Origin of the sequence: Lawsonibacter sp. LCP25S3_E2, assembly GCF_052117285.1 — a bacterium.
Taxonomy (GTDB): Bacteria; Bacillota; Clostridia; order Oscillospirales; family Oscillospiraceae; genus Lawsonibacter.
In genome coordinates, this window is sequence record NZ_JBQKJL010000001.1 from 217,960 (window position 1) to 235,063 (window position 17,104).

At 59.7% G+C, this 17,104-nt stretch carries 14 protein-coding genes; 1 reads left to right on the forward strand and 13 read right to left on the reverse strand.

Annotated features, from left to right (window positions below):
- Positions 1 to 5 precede the first annotated feature (5 nt).
- Positions 6 to 1,451 carry a proline--tRNA ligase gene (proS, locus tag ACTQ3R_RS01150; RefSeq protein ID WP_441777525.1) on the reverse strand — a complete coding sequence of 482 codons (1,446 nt, stop codon included), beginning with the start codon at positions 1,449 to 1,451 and terminating at the stop codon, positions 6 to 8.
- 174 nt (positions 1,452 to 1,625) lie between these two features.
- Positions 1,626 to 2,318 carry a hypothetical protein gene (locus ACTQ3R_RS01155; RefSeq protein WP_441777524.1) on the reverse strand — a complete coding sequence of 231 codons (693 nt, stop codon included), beginning with the start codon at positions 2,316 to 2,318 and terminating at the stop codon, positions 1,626 to 1,628.
- A 167-nt stretch (positions 2,319 to 2,485) separates the two neighbouring features.
- Between ACTQ3R_RS01155 and ACTQ3R_RS01160 the strand changes: the two genes are divergently transcribed.
- Positions 2,486 to 2,995: a transcription repressor NadR gene (locus tag ACTQ3R_RS01160; protein WP_441777523.1), complete on the forward strand. Its 510-nt coding sequence runs from the start codon at positions 2,486 to 2,488 to the stop codon at positions 2,993 to 2,995.
- Positions 2,996 to 3,038: 43 nt separating this feature from the next.
- Here ACTQ3R_RS01160 and ACTQ3R_RS01165 read toward each other — a convergent pair whose 3' ends face one another.
- The 11 genes from ACTQ3R_RS01165 to ACTQ3R_RS01215 form a co-directional block, all read right to left on the reverse strand.
- Entirely contained in the window at positions 3,039 to 6,155 is a 3,117-nt protein-coding gene (locus ACTQ3R_RS01165) for an efflux RND transporter permease subunit (protein WP_441777522.1), read from the reverse strand.
- A 5-nt stretch (positions 6,156 to 6,160) separates the two neighbouring features.
- The gene (locus ACTQ3R_RS01170; RefSeq protein WP_441777521.1) at positions 6,161 to 7,333 is read right to left on the reverse strand and encodes an efflux RND transporter periplasmic adaptor subunit; all 1,173 of its coding nucleotides are present in this window, start codon (positions 7,331 to 7,333) and stop codon (positions 6,161 to 6,163) included.
- 16 nt (positions 7,334 to 7,349) lie between these two features.
- The gene (locus ACTQ3R_RS01175) at positions 7,350 to 8,690 is read right to left on the reverse strand and encodes a TolC family protein (protein ID WP_441777520.1); all 1,341 of its coding nucleotides are present in this window, start codon (positions 8,688 to 8,690) and stop codon (positions 7,350 to 7,352) included.
- Entirely contained in the window at positions 8,687 to 9,322 is a 636-nt protein-coding gene (locus ACTQ3R_RS01180; protein WP_441777519.1) for a TetR/AcrR family transcriptional regulator, read from the reverse strand. Before ACTQ3R_RS01180 ends, ACTQ3R_RS01175 begins: the two co-directional genes overlap by 4 nt.
- Positions 9,323 to 9,512: 190 nt before the next feature.
- A complete protein-coding gene (locus ACTQ3R_RS01185; protein WP_441777518.1) occupies positions 9,513 to 10,481 on the reverse strand; it encodes an ABC transporter permease in 969 nt (322 codons plus the stop codon).
- Complete coding sequence (locus ACTQ3R_RS01190; RefSeq protein WP_441777517.1) at positions 10,478 to 11,650, reverse strand: ABC transporter permease; 1,173 nt, start codon at positions 11,648 to 11,650, stop codon at positions 10,478 to 10,480. The genes ACTQ3R_RS01185 and ACTQ3R_RS01190 overlap by 4 nt, the downstream gene beginning before the upstream one ends.
- Positions 11,637 to 13,178: an ABC transporter ATP-binding protein gene (locus tag ACTQ3R_RS01195; protein ID WP_441777516.1), complete on the reverse strand. Its 1,542-nt coding sequence runs from the start codon at positions 13,176 to 13,178 to the stop codon at positions 11,637 to 11,639. The genes ACTQ3R_RS01190 and ACTQ3R_RS01195 overlap by 14 nt, the downstream gene beginning before the upstream one ends.
- Positions 13,179 to 13,375: 197 nt before the next feature.
- A complete protein-coding gene (locus tag ACTQ3R_RS01200) occupies positions 13,376 to 14,569 on the reverse strand; it encodes a BMP family lipoprotein (RefSeq protein ID WP_441777515.1) in 1,194 nt (397 codons plus the stop codon).
- Between the two features lie 221 nt (positions 14,570 to 14,790).
- Positions 14,791 to 15,861, reverse strand: a complete 1,071-nt coding sequence (gene mtnA, locus ACTQ3R_RS01205; protein ID WP_441777514.1) for an S-methyl-5-thioribose-1-phosphate isomerase — start codon at positions 15,859 to 15,861, stop codon at positions 14,791 to 14,793.
- A 59-nt stretch (positions 15,862 to 15,920) separates the two neighbouring features.
- Positions 15,921 to 16,400: a cupin domain-containing protein gene (locus ACTQ3R_RS01210; protein ID WP_441777513.1), complete on the reverse strand. Its 480-nt coding sequence runs from the start codon at positions 16,398 to 16,400 to the stop codon at positions 15,921 to 15,923.
- 14 nt (positions 16,401 to 16,414) lie between these two features.
- The gene (locus ACTQ3R_RS01215) at positions 16,415 to 17,071 is read right to left on the reverse strand and encodes a class II aldolase/adducin family protein (RefSeq protein WP_441777512.1); all 657 of its coding nucleotides are present in this window, start codon (positions 17,069 to 17,071) and stop codon (positions 16,415 to 16,417) included.
- Positions 17,072 to 17,104: the final 33 nt, after the last annotated feature.

The following is a 17,104-nucleotide window of genomic DNA, read 5'->3' on the forward strand; positions in this document are numbered from 1 at the left end:
TCCGCTTAATAGGCCACGCCCCAGTAGATCATGTGCTTCGCGGGCTTTCCGCAGCACACACAGGTGTCGGACACCTTCTCCTGGGCAAAGGGCATGCACCGGGAGGACACACCGGCCTGCTCCTTCATCTTGAGCTCGCACTCCAGCTCGCCGCACCACATGGTCTTGGCAAAGCCGCCCTCGGTCTCCATAAACTCCTTGACCTCGTCCAGGGTCATGCACACACGGGTGTGATCCTCCAGGTTCTTCTTGGCCCGCTGGTAGAGGCCCTGGTGAACGGCGTCCAGCAGCTCCCGGACGGTGTCCTCCAGCTTCTCCAGGGGGACAAAGACCTTCTCGCCGCTGTCCCGGCGGCAGATGCAGCACTGGTTCTTCTCCATGTCCTTGGGGCCGATCTCCACACGCAGGGGCACGCCCTTCATCTCATACTCGGCGGCCTTCCAGCCCATGGACTGGTCGGAGTCGTCCATCTTGGCCCGGATGCCGGCAGCCTTCAGGCGCTCCAGCAGGGCGGAAGCGGCATCCAGCACGCCCTCCTTGTGCTGGGCCACGGGGATGACCATGGCCTGGATGGGGGCAATGCGGGGAGGCAGCACCAGGCCGTTGTTGTCGCCGTGGGTCATAATGATGCCGCCGATCATACGGGTGGACACACCCCAGGAGGTCTGGTGGGGGTGATGGAGCTGATTGTCCTTGCCGGTAAAGGTGATGTCAAAGGCACGGGCAAAGCCGTCGCCGAAGTAGTGGCTGGTGCCGGCCTGAAGGGCCTTGCGGTCGTGCATCATGCACTCCACGGTGTAGGTCTCCTCGGCGCCGTTGAACTTCTCCTTATCGGTCTTGCGGCCCCGGACCACGGGCATGGCCAGCACGTTCTCCATAAAATCCGCGTAGATGTTCAGCATACGCATGGTTTCTTCCCGTGCCTCTTCCTCAGTGGCGTGCATGGTGTGGCCCTCCTGCCACAGGAATTCCCGGTGGCGCAGGAAGGGACGGCTGGTCTTCTCCCAGCGCAGCACGCTGCACCACTGGTTATAGAGCTTGGGCAGGTCCCGGTGGGAGTGGATGATGTTCTTATAGTGCTCGCAGAACAGGGTCTCAGAGGTGGGGCGGATGCAGTAGCGCTCCTCCAGCTTCTCGCTGCCGCCGGTGGTGACCCAGGCGCACTCGGGGGCAAAGCCCTCCACGTGGTCCTTCTCCTTCTGGAGCAGGGACTCGGGGATCAGCATGGGCAGGTACACATTCTCGTGGCCCGTCTCCTTGAATCTCTTGTCCAGCTCGGCCTGGATGTTCTCCCAGATGGCGTAGCCATAGGGGCGGTAAATAAACATGCCTTTGATGGAGGAGTAGTCAATGAGCTCCGCCTTCTTGCACACGTCGGTGTACCACTGGGCAAAGTCCACCTCCATGTCGGTGATCTGCTCCACCTGCTTCTTGTTGGGGTTCTGGGCCATATCGTCTCATTCCTTTATATTCAAAATGGGGATAATTTTCTCGTACCCTTTATTTTATGGCTGCGGGCTAAAAAAGTCAAGTGCTGTTCCAATTTCCCAGGAAAAAGAGCTGAAATCTTTGAAAATGGGGACCTGGTCTTCTTGTGAACCGGGCTCCTATATGCGGCGGCTGTCTCAGGCGTATGCGCCGGTATAGTCGATCATGACCTCGTCCAGCTTCTGCATCCCAGATTCCACCAGGGAGTAGTAGCCCTCCTCGTCCTCTTTCATCTGAAGCAGGATGGTCTGGTCGGTGCCATAGGTGATCTGTCCAATCAGTCCTTCCAGCTTGTCCAGCAGCGCCATGGCATACTGCTCATCCAGCACCTGGTACTCCTCGTCACTCATCATGGCCACCTGGTCGTCGCTGACGCCGGCCTGCTGCTTCACCTTCTGCCAGGTCTCGGCATAAAACTCCTCCGGGATGAGGGGCATGATCTCAATGGGAGAGATGGTGACCTCGGCGGCAATGTCCCCGCTTTTCAAAAGCTCCGCATCCGCCACCGTATATTTGGCGTGGGAATAGATCTCCCCCACGATCTCCTCAGCCCGCTGATAGACCGCGTCCGTGGGCAGCTCCACCCCCAGGTAGCTCAAAAGGTACTCTCCTTCCGCCTGGAGGTTATAGTCATATTTGGCCTGGGCGTCTGCCTGCGTCATATCTTCCACCACGTTCAGGTACTCCTCATTGATTTTGCCCAGATAGGTGGCATCCAGTTCCCCCTGGATAAAGACGGTGGCGTCCTTGGCTACACTGTGGCAGGCAGCCAGCGCCGCCAGCATCACCGCCGCTCCAGCCACGGCAAGGACTCGTTTCCATCCCTTCATTTCGTCATCCTCCTGTTCTCTTCTTCCGGTCCCTGTCTCAGGTCCCTTTGGGGTTATTTTATTTCTTTCTTTGGACAACGTCAACCTTGCCCCGCTTTTTGATTTATGTTACACTAAAAAAAACGCCCGGCTGCAAAATGGCCGGCAGGGAAGGAACGGGATCTTTTGTGGACGCCCAGCAGAGACGATTGGAAATAGCCCGCCGGCTTCAGCAGGCCGATGCCCCCATCAGTGCCACCACCCTGGCCCAAGAGCTGTCGGTCAGCCGGCAGATCATAGTGGGCGATGTGGCCCTGCTGCGGGCCGGAGGTCTGGAGATCACCGCCACCCCGCGGGGATATCTTCTCCCCAAGGCGGACTGTGCCGTGGTGTGTACCTTTGCCTGCCGCCACCGCTGCGACCAAATGGAGGAGGAGCTCAACGCCATCGTGGACCAGGGGTGCACTGTGCTGGATGTCATTGTGGAGCACCCGGTCTACGGCCAGCTCACCGCCCCTATTCACGTCTCCAGCCGGTATGACGTATCCCAGTTCATCCACCGCTGCCGCCAATCTGACGCGGTCCCCCTCTCCCAGCTCACCGAGGGGCTTCACCTGCACACCGTCTCCTGCCGGGACCGGCGCAGCGCCGACCGGGTACGAAAGGCTTTGGAACAGCTGGGATTTCTCTATGAATAAAAAGCGGGAACCCTCCGGAATATCCGGAGGGTTCCCGTTTATCTTATTCTCCTTGGTCATCCCCAGCCGTGGGAACGGGCTGGACGGAAGGGGTCTTGGGTTTCTTTTTTCTGGAGAATACATGGCTGAGGTTATCAATGACCGAGTAATACACCGGCGTAAACACCAGGGTAATGACGGTGGAAATGGTCATGCCGGAGATCATGGTAATGCTCATGTCCGACATCATCTCCGCCGCCCCCTCGGCCATGCCCAGAGCCATGGGCACCAGGGCCAGAATGGTGGTGATGGTGGTCATCAGCACCGGGCGGATACGCAGGGGGCAGGCGTGGAGGATGGCCTCCTCCCGGCTCTCCCCCCGCTCCCGGCGCTGGCGGATGTAGTCCACCAGGATGATGGAGGCGTTGACTACGGTACCGGCCAGCATAATAAGCGCCACCAGGGAGATCATGGACAAATCCCGGCCTGTGACGGGCAGGGCAAACAGTGCCCCGCTGAAGGCCACCGGCAGGATCATCATCACGATGACCGGCATGAGGAAGGATTCAAACTGAGAGGCCAGCACAAAGTACACCAGACCCAGCGCCACCACCAGGGCCAGCAGCAGATCGCCGAAGCTGTCCATCATGTCCGTATAGGCGCCGGTGATCTCCGCGGTGTAGCCGTCGGGGAGGGTATAGCCGTTCAGGATCTCCCGGATCTGATTGGTAATGGCAGTGGTATTGCCGCTGATGGTATCGCCGGTCACCGTCACCTGGCGGGTCTGATTGACCCGGCTGATGCTCTGGGGTGCCAGCTCCACTTCCACCTGGGCCACAGCGGACAGGGGCACCGTCCCCCCAAAGGAGGAGGGAATGGCCATGGAGCGCAGGGCATCCAGGCTCTCCGCCGCCATACCGTCTCCCCGGACCACCACATCCAGCTCCTTGTTATTAATGGTGACGGTAGTGGCGGTGGCGCCGGACAGCTCCGAGCGGACCGCCGCGCCCACTGTGGCAGCGGTAAGCCCGTACTGAGAGGCGGCCTCCCGGTTCATGGTGATGGTCACCTGCTCCACCTGCTTGGCCATGGAGGTGGACACATCCACCGCGTCGGGCAGCTGGGAAATCTGGTCCTTCAGGTCGCCCGCAATCATCATTAAGGTCTCATAGTCGTTGCCGGTGATTTCCACGCTGATATCGCTGCCGCTGCCCAGCATGGCGGTCATATCGGTGGCGTTTATGGTAATTTCACACCCGGCAATGTCCGCCAGCAGGGGGCGCAGATCGTTGGCCACCTCTCCGCTGCTGCGGCTGCGCTGGGACTTATCCACCAGCACCAGGTTGATGGAGGAGGATTCCGGCTGGGTCATATGGTAGATGGATTCCAGCTCCGGAACATGTTCCTGGACGATCCCCACCACCCGGTCGGCGATAGCGGTGGTCTCCTCCAGCTCCGAGCCAGTGGGGGTGGAAACAGAGACAGAGACCATACCCTGGTCCATCTCGGGCATCAGCACCATTTTCGTGGACAAGCAGGTCACGGCAAACAGCACAACCAAGGCCACAGAGGTGAGCATGCCCGCCCAGAGATGGTGAACGAAGAAATCCAGCAGCCTGGTATAAAGCTGGTTTAAGCGGCTGGCCAGTCCCTGTTTTCCCGTCTCCTGGCGCTGTGCCTTCTTTTGGGCCTTTTTCAGGGCCTGAGCCCGGACCTTTTCCTCATCCAGCAGGAAATAGCACAGCAGGGGCACCAGTGTCACCGCGATCACCAACGACCCCAGGATCAGGAAGGAGATGGTCAGGCAGAAGTCGTCAAAGAGCATGCCCGCCATGCCTCCAGTGAGGCCCAGGGGCAGGAACACCGCCACCGTGGTCAGGGTGGATGCGGTGAGGGAGGTCAGGACCTCCTTCGTCCCATCCACACAGGATTCCATGCGGCTGTGCCCCTCGGCGGAATAGCGGTAAATATTTTCCAATACCACAATGGAGTTGTCCACGATCATGCCCACGCCCATGGCAATGCCGCCCAGGGACATCATGTTCAGGGTCAGGTCAAAGACATTCATCAGGACAAACACCGTGAGGATACACACCGGCATGGACACGGCAATGGCCAGCGTAGCGCCGAAGCGGCGCAGAAACAGAAACACCACAATGGCCGCCAGCACCACGCCCATGGCGATATTCTCCAGCGCGGCGTTCACCGCCATATTGATGTAGTCGGATGCGGTGTACAGGACCGAATATTGAATGGAAGCATTTTTGGCCTGGAGCTTCTCCATGGCCTCCACCACCGCGTCGGCGGTGGCCGCCTCGTTGGCGCCCGACTGCTTGGACACCTGGAGCACCACACAGGCCGAGCCGTCGGTCATGGCAACGGTATCCGGGTCGGTGGTCTCCAGGGCCACATTAGCCACCTCGGAAAGGCGCACTGTCCCCCCGGTAGGCAGGGGCAAAATCAGGTTTGCCACATCCTCCACCGTCTGGAACTTGGCGTCGGTGGTAACCGTAAGGCTCTCACTTCCGTTTTGCATGTCGCCGCCGGGGTAAAGGAGGTTCTCCGCGGAGAGCATCTGGGCGATGTAGGAGTTGGACAGGCCCAGTCCCGCCGCACGGGCGGAGTCCACCTCCACGGCGATCTGCTGCTCCACGCCGCCGGAGATGCTCACCTGGGCCACGCCCTCCACCCGCTCCAGGGCAGGGCCTACAGTATCCTCCGCCATGGCTTGGATGCTGGCCAGATCGTCTCCCATCAGGGCGATAATGGCCGAGGGCAGCAGGTCGCTGATGTTGATGTTGACAATGATGGGGTCTCCCGCCCCGTCGGGCAGGGAGAGCTGGTCAAACTGCTCCCGCAGTTTGGTGGCCGCAATGTCCAGGTCCGTCCCGTCCACATAGGTGATCTGAAGCTGGCTGACCCCCTCCGACGAGGTGGAGCTGACCCCTTCTACACCGGCCACCGACATAATGGCCGACTCCAGCGGCCGCGTGACCAGCTCCTCCATGTCCTGGGGGCTGGCCCCATTGTAGTAGCACATGACCACAGCCGCCGGGGCCTCCACATCGGGCAGAAGGGCCAGCTGGAGCTGGGTGGTAAAGACCACGCCGAAGATGGACACCATAATAAAGGCCATCAGGGTGGTCACCTTGTGCTTGATACAAAACTTTGCAATGCTCACCCGTCTCAGCCCTCCCCGGATACGATCCGGACGGCGTCGCCGTCGGACAGATAGTCCTGACCCACGGTCACCAGCTGCTGGCCCTCCTGCAGGCCGCTGGTGATCTCCGTGACGCCGTTGCCGCTCAGGCCGGTCTCCACCTGCTGATACCGGGCGGTGTCGTCCTCCACCACAAAGACATAGGACACGTTGTTGCTGGTCAAAATGGCCTGGGAGGGAATCACGACCGCATTCTCAGAGGTCTCCGTGCGGAAGGACACATCGGCAAACATACCGGCCAGCAGCCCCTCAATATCCTCCTCAAAGCCCACCGTGACGGTATAGAGCTTCGTCTGGGCATTGGCGCTCTTTTGGATGCTCCGCACGGTCCCCACGGTGTCCACCCCCAGGGAACTGATGGACACGTCCACCTCATCTCCTTGGGCCAGCTTGGGGATGAGGGCCTCAGAGACCGAGACCTCCACCTTCATGGTATCCACCCCATCGATGACAGCCACCGGCATGGAGGCAGACACAAAGCCTCCCGCCGCCGCGTTGAGGGTGACCACCGTTCCGGACACCGGCGCGATCACATTGCCCCCGGCGTCCACATTTTCCAGCACTGCCGCCAGCTGTTCCACATTGGATTTGGAGCTCTGCATTCCCGCCTCCAGCTGGGCCAGGGTGGAGGCCTTGCTGGCCTGGGCGGTCATCAGATTGAGCTCGGCGGAATCAATCTCCGCCTGAGAGGCGGCACCGATCTCAAACAGGGCCTTTAAATCATTGAGATTTTTCTCCGCCAGAGCGATCTGCTTGTCAAAAATGGCCTCCTGGTCCTGGTAGCTCTGGATGGCGGACTGATAGCTGATATTGGCCGCGTTATAGGAAGACAGGGTGCTGGCCATATCCAGGGTACAGATCTTTTCCCCGGCGGTGACCTCGTCCCCCGCCTCCACATAGACGGCCACACACTCGGCGTTGGCCGTCACATAGACCGACTCCTGTCCGTCCGCCACCACCCGGCCGGACACCTTGTTCTGGGTAGAAATGGTATCCCGGACCACCTGGGCGACCTGGATGGCCACTCCGGCGGGGGGATTGTTGGAACCGGACGTACTCTCGCCCCCCGTCTGACAGGCGGTCAGCGTGAGCAGCAGCGCGGCAGACAGGGCCGCGGAAACCATCGGTGTTTTCTTCATGGGTATGTCTCCTCCATCAGTTTAGAATCCCGTAATCCGCAGCCCAGCGGTAGGTGTTATAGGCCGAAAACAGGTCGTTTTCCGCGCCGTCCACCGTCTCCTGGGCTTCCTTTACCTTGTCCTCCGCCTCAAGCAGGTCGTTTTTCGACAAATTTCCCTGCTCATATTTCAGCTGCGCCACCGCGTAGTTGTCCTGCTCCACCGCCAAAGCCGTCTTTGCGGCGTCCAGCACCTGTTTAAAATCCTTCACCTGAAGATACAGGGTGCGGAAGGAAATTTCAAAATTCTGCACTGTGGCATCGTAGTTATACTGGGCCGCCTGCCACTGGTGGTTGGCGGACTGAACCTCATACCGCTCCTCCCGGTACCCATAAAGCGAGGCCTGTCCTTTGGCGTTATCTTGGGCTTCGTCCAGCTCCTGCTCGGCCACATAGAGGTTATAGCTGGCCTCCTTAGCCGCAGCCAGATCCTCCTCCAGCTTCATGCTCGCCAGCTGCTCGTTGGTCACCTTCGGCAGCTCACCCAGCTCAATGGTGCCCTTGAGTTCTCCGCCGCTCATCAGCTCCAGCTGCATTTTATAATTTTTTATGTTGCTGTCCAGGGTCTGCTTGCTGCTGAGCAGAGATGTCCGGGATGCCTGGGTCTGCTTCAGGGTCTGAGAGGAGATTTGCCCCAGCTCATACCGCAGCTCCAGCTCCTCCAGGGAGCGGTCCAGGGCCGCCAGGCTCCGCTCCAGGCTCCGCGCGTTCTGCTCCATCTCCATAATGGCAACGTACAGGCTCTCCCCGGCCATCACGATCTGGTTTTGGGCGCTTCTCAGCTGCCAAAGGGCATCCTCGTTGTCCTTCTGCAATTCTCCTTCTTTCAGCGCGTCAAAGGTCTCCCGCAAGGCGTCATAGCTCTGTTCCAGGGCCTTGGCCTCGGGCGTCTCGCCCATCCCGTAAAGAATCATGGTCCACTGGGCGCTTGCGATGTTGTTCAGATTCTGCCGCAGGGTCTCATACATCACGTCATAGTCGATCACTTCAATCGCCTGGACGTTTTCCTCCAGGGCCAGAAGGGTCAGGTTATTCTCCCGCAGGCGGCGCTCCAGGTTTTCAAAGCTGATGTAACCCACTGGGTCAGGTATGTACTCCTCCGGTGTTTCCTCTTCTTCGGATTCCTCCGAAGCTTCCTCTCCTGCCGTCTGTTCCTCCGGGACTTCCTCCTTTGCCGGGCTGGTGTCCGGCTGCTGGTTTGTCTCCGTCTCCACCGCCTCCGGGGCCGGGTCGGAGCTGTCCGCCGCCAGCGCCGAAACGCCCAGCAGAGACAGGGCCACCGCCATGGCCATCAGCAGTGCCGTCAATTGTCTTTTCATGGGGCCGTTTCCTCCTTGTTTCGTTCACCGTTTCCGGCGGCGCAGCCATATTTGATCATAGCCACACGGGTTTTTAAAATCTCACACTGCCGTTTCCATCCCTCCGGATCCTGGAGGGTGCCCACCACTGCGTAGGCCAGTACCGCGCACAGCAGATGAAATACATGCTCGGCATACTCCCGGTCCGGCTTTTTCATCACAGCCGGATTGACCAGTTCCCACAGGGAATCGGGGAGCAGCCCCGGCTGGGCGGTCATAAAGGCCTGGGTATCCCAGCCTGGATTGAGCTGCAGCACCCGGATAAACTGCCTGAGCATGGGATTGGTATTTCCCTGGTCCATAAATTGCTCAAAGGCACTTACCGGGATGGCAAACAGGTCTCCGTCCGAATCCGTCAGCACTCCCCGGAGCAGCTGAACAAAATACTCCTGCATATCGTTTAACAGGTAGCGGATCATATCTTCCTTGTCGGCAAAGTATTGATAAAAGCTCCCTCTGGGAATGTGCGCCTGGGAAATAATCCGGTTGACCGACATATCCGCAAAACGAACCCTGGTGATCTCCGACCAGCAAGCCGTCATCAGACGCTCCCGCTTCTCCTGGGGTAATCGGAAATAGGTACTGGTAGGCATAGAATCCCCCTCTTATGACAGTCTGTCGCATGACAATCTGTCATAATTATAGGCACCCCTCCCGGCCCTGTCAATATTCCGGGGATAAATGTTTCGTTAAATCTCCGCCTGTTCTTGGGGCAAAAAGACCGGCCTGTCCTGAATCCAGGACAGGCCGGTTTCCGGCAAATTTGATTTTCCACAGAAGAAATTACCGCTTCCCCTTGTCGTAAATCTCACCCAGAGCACGGGGCGCCCGGTTGCTCTTGGAGAAGAAGATCAGCAGGAACAGGGTGACAATGTAGGGCAGGGTCATAAACACATCGGTAAAGGCGGAGGGCAGCTCCATCACCTGGGTCAGGGCAAAGCCGCCGGAGCGGGCAAAGCCGAAGATCAGACAGGCGGCCAGGGTAGGCATGATCTGCCAGTTGCCAAAAATCAGTCCGGCAATGGCCAGGTAGCCGTAGCCCATATAGATGGCCGAGGAGAACTGCACCGAAATGGAGTAGGCAAAGCAGATGCCGCCCAATCCGGACAGGGCGCCGGAAATCATCACGGCGATGAACCGCACCCGGCTCACCTCCACGCCGGCGGCGTCCACCGCGTGGGGGTTGTCGCCGCAGGCCCGCAGATGCATGCCGAAGGGGGTTTTATAGAGCACATACCAGGCCACCAGAGCCACCAGGATGATGACCAGCTCAAAGGGATAGATGTTGGTAAATACCGCCCCCAGCACGGGAATCTCAGAGAGCCCCGGCACCGTCATGCGCACCGAGGTGGTCAGACGGAAGCGGTTGGAAGCCGCACCGAACAGGGCAGTAGAGATCTCGCTGGTGAGGAAGGTGGTCAGGGCGGTAGCCAAAATGTTGATGACCACGCCGCTGATCACCTGGTTGGCCTTGAACTTCACGCACAGCACCGCGTGGAGTACCGCGTAAAGTCCGCCGCCCAGGAAGGAGAAGGCCATGGCAATGAACATGGGGGCCTGACTGTCTGCGGCGAACATCCCGGAGACCAGGGTGGCCGCCAGAGCTCCCACAAAGGCGCCCATGCCCTGCAGGCCTTCAATGGCCAGGTTGGTCACACCGCTGCGCTCGCAGTAGATGCCGCCGATGGCCATGATAAACAGGGGGAGGGCAAAGGAGAGGCCATCAATGATAATGGTATTCAAATAGGTCATGCCTGGGCCTCCTTTCCGTCGGTGCCCGCAGCCAGTTTTTTGGCATCCTCTTCCCGCTGGCGGCCCCGGTTCACCAGATAGGCGATGTAGGCCCCACAGGCCGAGAACAGAAGGATCAGGCCGGTAATGAGCGCGCCGATCTCCTGGCGCACCCCAATGGAGGACTGGAGATAGGTGCTGCCCTTGTCAATGATGGAAATGAGCAGGGAGGAGAACACGATGCCAATGGGGTTGGAGTTACCCAGAATACACACGGCGATGGCGTCAAATCCAGTGGAAATGAGCACATCGGGCTGGATAGAGCCAAAGTATCCCAGGTAATAGGTGACGCCGGCCAGACCGGCCAGGGCACCGGAGATGGCCATGACCAGAATGGTATTGCGTCCCACGTTGATTCCCGCGTATTTGGCGGCCACCGGGTTTCCGCCAATGGCCCGCAGTTCAAAGCCCAGCTTCATTTTGGTAAACAGGAAATGGACCAAAATCACCGCGGCCGCCGCCAGGACGATGCCCAGGGGGATGTCCATCTTGAGCCCCCCCAGTTCCGTATCCATCAGGGACAGGCGGGCCGTGGCACTCACTGGCCAGGACTGGCGGGTGGAGGGGTTATTGATGGTGGTTTTCACAAAGAAGCTGACGATATAGCGGATAATATAGTTGAGCATAATGGCGGAAACCACCTCGTTGATGTTCCACCGCTGCTTCAAAAAGCCAATGAGCGAGGCCACCAAAGCTCCCGTCACCAGGCCGATGAGCACCACCAGGGGCTTGGCCACCACGGCGGGCAGCGTCTCGGTATAGCCCACGGTGATGGTGGCAATAAATCCGGCGCAGAGCATCTGTCCGGACACGCCGATGTTGAACAGTCCCGCCCGCATGGCCACCGCCACCGAGAGGGAGGCGAAGAGCATGGGGGTCCAGGCGTTGAGCAAGCTGAGGAAGTCGGTGAGCATGCTCTTTTTGGCGGCGTAGGCCTCCTTGGGCAGGATTCCCGACCCCCGCAGCAGGCTGATAAAGGCCTCGATAGGGTCTTTGCCCAAAATCAGCAGCACAATGGAGCTGGCAATCAGGCTCAGAAGGATGGCAAAGACCGGGATGGTGATGCGCTGGCGGCGCTCGTTGCCCATCAGGAACAAGACGCCGCGGGTGACCGGATTAGCCCGCCTCATTCTGCTTCACCCCCATCATAAATTGCCCCACCTCATTGGTGGTCAGCGTGTCGGCAGGAGCAATTTTCAAAAGCTCACCGCTGAAAATAACCCCGATGGTGTCGGCCAGGCCCATGATCTCGTCCAGCTCCAGGGAGATGAGCAAAATGGCCCGGCCCTTGTCCCGCTCCGCCAAAATCTGGCGGTGAATGTTCTCAATGGCGCCGATGTCCAGGCCGCGGGTGGGCTGGACAAAGATCATCAGGGGAGAGGCCAGCTCGATCTCCCGGCCTACAATGGCCTTTTGCTGGTTGCCGCCTGACATGGAGCGCACGATGGTGTCCTTCCCCTGGCCGGAACGGATATCATATTCCTCGATGAGCCGCTCTCCGTACTGGCTGAAGGCCTCATGGTGCAAAATCCCCTTATGGCAGAAGGGCTCTTTGTAGTAGGTCTTCAGGGCCAGGTTGTCCTCCAGGGTGAAGTCCAGCACCAGGCCCATGTTCTGCCGGTCCTCCGGAATATAGGAAATGCCCAGGTCCGTGCGGTGCCGGATATCCATGTGGGTAATGTCGATGCCGTTGAGGGTAATGGTCCCCTCCGCCGCCTGGGCCATACCGGCCACCGCGTCGGCAATCTCCACCTGGCCGTTGCCCGACACGCCGGCGATGGCAAAGATCTCCCCTGCCCGCACAGAGAAGGAGACGTCCTTGACCACCGGGAAATTGTCCCGGTTTTTCACCGTGAGGTGTTCCACCCGCAGCACCTCGCCGCCAAATTTGGCAGGGGACTTGTCCACCACAAAGTCCACCTCCCGGCCCACCATCAGGTTGGCCATGGTCTGGGTGGAGGTGGAGGCCACATCCAGGATGTCAATGAGCTTGCCCCGGTTCAGGATGGCGCAGCGGTCGGCCACCTGCTTGATCTCCTCCAGCTTGTGGGTAATGAGGATGATGGTTTTTCCACCCTCCCGCAGGCTGCGGATGATCTGGAGCAGGAAGTCGATCTCCTGGGGGGTGAGCACGGCGGTGGGCTCGTCAAAAATGAGGATCTCCGCCTCCCGGTAGAGCATCTTCAAAATCTCCACCCGCTGCTGGGTGGACACATTGATGTCCTCGATCTTCGCCTTCGGGTCCACCTCCAGGCCGTACTGGCGGGACAGCTGGGCCACCTTTTCGTTGGTGCCCTTGATATCCACCACGGGGAGAATACCCAAACGGCGCTTTGGCTCAATGCCCAGGATGATGTTCTCGGCAATGGTGTAGTTGCTCACCAGCTTGAAATGCTGGTGCACCATTCCGATATTCAGCTTCGTGGCGTAGTTGGGGGAGGTAATGTGCTCCCGCTTGCCGCGGATGTAAATTTCCCCCTCATCCGGCTCATACATTCCAAACAGCATGCTCATCAGCGTGGATTTTCCCGCGCCATTTTCCCCCAGCAGGGCAAAGATCTCACCCTTTTTAATGCCCAGGGAAATGTCATCGTTGGCTACAATGCCGGGAAACCGCTTGGTGATGTGCCGCATTTCTACAATGTATTCGTCCGCCATCCATATCACACTCCTTCGCTCTGGTCCTGCCAGTGTTCTCATCCCAATCCAGTGCCCGGACTGGGATCAGAACGCCGGCGTTTTCGTACGGGCTTCGAGGAAAAAGAAAAGAGGGGGCGCTCCGCCGGGACTAAACAGTCGGGCAACGGAGCGCCCCGAATTTACAGCTTAGGGGTTAAGACCCAAAGGGTTCCCGCTTACAGGCCAGGGAACTCCTCAGGAGTATAGCCGTTGAAGTTGGCGGCGGGAATGATGGTGCCGTCCTTCACCTGGGGATAGAGCTCGTCCAGAGTGGCCACGGTCTCAGCGGACATCTGGTGACGGCCCTCGGCGGAGACATAGCCGGTGGAGTCGGTCTCGGCAGTCAGGGTGTAGTTGCCGCCCTGGAAGGTGCCGTCCACGATGGCGTTGAGCTGACGCTCCACGTTGATGGCCATGTTCTTCAGAGCGGAGGTCAGGATGATGTTGCTGTCGCCGTTGGCGCCGTCATCATACTGGTCCACGTCGCAGCCGATGATCTTGCAGTTGCCGGACTCCTTGGCGGCGGCGAACACGCCGTTGCCGGAAGCACCGGCGGCCACGAAGATGATGTCGCAGCCCTCACGGATCAGGGCCTCGCCCAGGGTCTTGCCGGCGGCCTCGTCAGAGAAGTTGCCGGTGTAGTTGCCGCCCACGTTGGTGTTGGTCACGTCGGTGCCGGCATAGGAGGCCAGCTCCACGATCTCAGCGGAGGCGCCCAGGTGCTTGTTGGCGTAGTTCACGCCGGACTCAAAGCCATACTGATAGTTCACGTTGGAGGGGAAGGGCTGGCCGGTCACCACGGCCACCTTGCCGCTCTGGGTCTCCAGGGCGGCAGCCACACCGGCGAAGAAGCCGCTCTCCTGCTCGGCAAACTGCATAGCATAGATGTTGTCCAGACCCTCCTCGATGGTCACGCCCTCCGCGTCAGAGGGGAAGGTGTCCACCAGGATGAAGTACTTGTCGGGGTTGTCCTGAGCCACAGGGCCGATGCCGGCGGACTGGAAGCCGGTGGCCACGATGACGTCATAGTCAGCCACGATCTCGCCCACCAGCTGAGCCACGGCGGCGGTGTCACCGCTGGTCTCCTGAATGGGATTGACCGTGTCAATGTCGCCGCGGGAGGCGATAAAGTTCAGCACGCCGTTGTAGTTGTCCTCGTTGAAGGAGCCGTCATCCACGGAGTTGGGGCTGGTGACGATGGCGATCTTCAGGCCCTCAGCATCCCCAGCGGGCTGGCTCTGGGCGGCGGAGCCGCTCTGGGCGCTGCCGGACTGGCTGGTGCTGCTCTTGCTGCCGCCGCCGCAGGCGGTCAGCGCAAACGTCATGGCCATGGCCAGACACAGGGCAAGCAGTTTCTTGCTACGTTTCATCGTTTCGTTTCCTCCTTGATATCTTGGTAAATATCAGGTCCGGGGCATATTCCCCGGTCCATGCCGGCCTTCCTTGGACCCTCTTTTATAGCGCCCCAGGCGTTTCAGACCGACAATATAATAATCCTACTATCAGAGTGCCAATTTGGCAAGACACAATTTCCACAAAGATCTTTCAATCCCGTCTTTTCTCTCTTCTGCGCCCTTCTTTTCCCCGGCGATCAGCGGAAAAGCTCCGCAAGGCTCTGCTCAAAGGGAGCCCGGCAGATGCCCTTTTCCGTCACAATGGCGGTAATCAGGGTATGGTTGGTCACGTCAAAGGCGGGATTATAGCACTTGACCTCCTTCAGAGCCATGGGCTCGGCGTACCACTTCTCCCGAATTTCATCGGGGTCCCGCAGCTCAATGGGGATGTGGTCCCCATCGGGGCAGTTCAGGTCGATGGTGGAGGTGGGGCCCAGAACATAGAAGGGGATCCCATAGTGCTTGGCCAGAATGGCCACGCCGCTGGTGCCGATCTTGTTGGCGGCGTCTCCGTTGGCCGCGATGCGGTCGCAGCCCACAAAGCAGGCCTGGACCCAGCCGTTTTTCATGACAATAGAGGCCATATTGTCGCAGATGAGAGTCACGTCAATGCCCGCCTTCTGCAGCTCATAAGAGGTCAGGCGCGCCCCCTGGAGCAGAGGCCGTGTCTCATCAGCAAAGACATGCAGGTCCATACCCTGCTCCTTTCCCAGAAACAGGGGGCCCAGGGCAGTGCCGTACCGGGAGGTGGCCAGGGGACCGGCGTTGCAGTGGGTGAGCACTCCGTCCCCGTCCTTGAGCAAAGACAGGCCGTACTCAGAGATGGCCCGGCACATTTCAATGTCCTCTTGGTGGATAGCCCGGCACTCCTTGCCCAGCAGCTCCAAAAGCTCCTCCACACTCTGGCCTTCGTGCTCCGTTACCACCCGCTCCATGCGCTCCAGGGCCCAACTCAGGTTGACAGCGGTGGGCCGGGAGGAGTTGAGATACTCCTTCCAGTGATGAAATTCCTTGGCAAATGCTGCCGGGTCCTGGATCTCCCACTGGCGGGCCAGGGCGTAGATGCCATAGCCGGCGCAGATGCCGATGGCGGGCGCCCCCCGCACCTGAAGCAGCTTGATGGCGTTATACAGCTGCTCCGGGGTACGCAGGGTCAAATAGACCGTCCGGTTGGGCAGCTGGCTCTGGTCAATGATGACCACGCTGCGCTCATCTTCTCCCAGACGGACGTTGTCAATATGGGTTACCTGCCGGATATCCTCAGGCATTGGAATCACTCCTGTTTCATAAATTGGACGGGCTCCGGGCCCGCAATGTTTTAGCCTTGTCAGCCGTAGATCTCATTGTCCAGGGGCTCGGGCGGCAGCAGGCAGTCCTCCTGGTGAAAGGCGGGGGCCACCACACAGGAGACCAGGGCAAAGTCCCCCTCCACCAGGCGGGTGGTCTGCCACTGGTTGGCCGGGGCCAGGATCTGGGGCCGCTCTCCCATACTCAGCCGGGGGCCCAGGGACAGGGTGCCCTCCGGCCGGGGGGCATCTCCCATGCCGCCCAGGGTCATCTCCAGGCTGCCCCCCATGTGCCAGGCCCAGACCTCACTGGCGCGCAGCTGGTGCCACCGGGAGATTTCACCTTTTTGGAGCAAGTAGTAAATCATACTGCAGCTGTCCCGCGCTCCCCCAATTCCGGGCACTGCACCGGCAGGAAGGGAAACTCCGCTGGCGGTGACAAAGGTGTACCAGCCCCCCTCCTCGTGGGGAACCATCCCCAGCAGCTCAATGACCTCCTGGGCGGTGTAGGTGTGTTCCATACGCTGTCCTCCCATCATTCCCGCTTGCCCGCCAGCTTGCGGTAATAGTCCCCCATAGAGCGCAGGGTGTCCGCCTGTTCCTGGGAAATTTCCACGCCGCCGCCCATACGGCTGACGTAGTAATAGATCTTCGCGGTCTGCTCCACTGTCTCCAGCCGGTCAAAGGCCGACAGAAGGGTGGGCCCCCAGGCCAGAGAGCCGTGGTTGGCCAGCAGCACAGCATTGTGGTCATGCACATAGGGCCGCACGCTGTCAGCCACCTCGTTGGTGGAGAGCATGGCAAATTCCGTCACCGGCACCTCTCCCAGCCCCGCCACCATCTCGGACAAATACCGCTCCTTCAGGGGGCGGCGGCAGATGGCGAAGGCAGTGGACATGGGGGGATGGGCATGGACTACGCTCATAACGTCCTCCCGTTCCCGGTAGACCATCAGGTGCATTTTGCTCTCGGAGGAGGGATAGCGGTCCCCCTCCAAAACATTCCCCTCCAGATCACACAGCACCAGCATCTCCGGGGTTATGCGGCCCTTGCCCACACCGGAGGGGGTAATAAGGATTTTATCCGCCTCCACCCGCAGGGAAACATTTCCGTCGTTGCTCACCACATATCCCCGCTGGTACAGGAGATGGCAGACTTCACAGATCTCCTCCCGCTGTCTCTGAACGTTCATAAGCGTCAACCGCCTTTCCATCCTAAAAGTCCT

Excerpts from the sequence above, each read along its gene's own strand:
- proS (WP_441777525.1), bottom strand. The coding sequence starts at position 1,451 with ATGGCCCAGAACCCCAACAAGAAGCAGGTGGAGCAGATCACCGACATG.
- ACTQ3R_RS01155 (WP_441777524.1), bottom strand. The coding sequence starts at position 2,318 with ATGAAGGGATGGAAACGAGTCCTTGCCGTGGCTGGAGCGGCGGTGATG.
- ACTQ3R_RS01170 (WP_441777521.1), bottom strand. The coding sequence starts at position 7,333 with ATGAAGAAAACACCGATGGTTTCCGCGGCCCTGTCTGCCGCGCTGCTG.
- ACTQ3R_RS01175 (WP_441777520.1), bottom strand. The coding sequence starts at position 8,690 with ATGAAAAGACAATTGACGGCACTGCTGATGGCCATGGCGGTGGCCCTG.
- ACTQ3R_RS01180 (WP_441777519.1), bottom strand. The coding sequence starts at position 9,322 with ATGCCTACCAGTACCTATTTCCGATTACCCCAGGAGAAGCGGGAGCGT.
- ACTQ3R_RS01185 (WP_441777518.1), bottom strand. The coding sequence starts at position 10,481 with ATGACCTATTTGAATACCATTATCATTGATGGCCTCTCCTTTGCCCTC.
- ACTQ3R_RS01190 (WP_441777517.1), bottom strand. The coding sequence starts at position 11,650 with ATGAGGCGGGCTAATCCGGTCACCCGCGGCGTCTTGTTCCTGATGGGC.
- ACTQ3R_RS01195 (WP_441777516.1), bottom strand. The coding sequence starts at position 13,178 with ATGGCGGACGAATACATTGTAGAAATGCGGCACATCACCAAGCGGTTT.
- ACTQ3R_RS01200 (WP_441777515.1), bottom strand. The coding sequence starts at position 14,569 with ATGAAACGTAGCAAGAAACTGCTTGCCCTGTGTCTGGCCATGGCCATG.
- mtnA (WP_441777514.1), bottom strand. The coding sequence starts at position 15,861 with ATGCCTGAGGATATCCGGCAGGTAACCCATATTGACAACGTCCGTCTG.
- ACTQ3R_RS01210 (WP_441777513.1), bottom strand. The coding sequence starts at position 16,400 with ATGGAACACACCTACACCGCCCAGGAGGTCATTGAGCTGCTGGGGATG.
- ACTQ3R_RS01215 (WP_441777512.1), bottom strand. The coding sequence starts at position 17,071 with ATGAACGTTCAGAGACAGCGGGAGGAGATCTGTGAAGTCTGCCATCTC.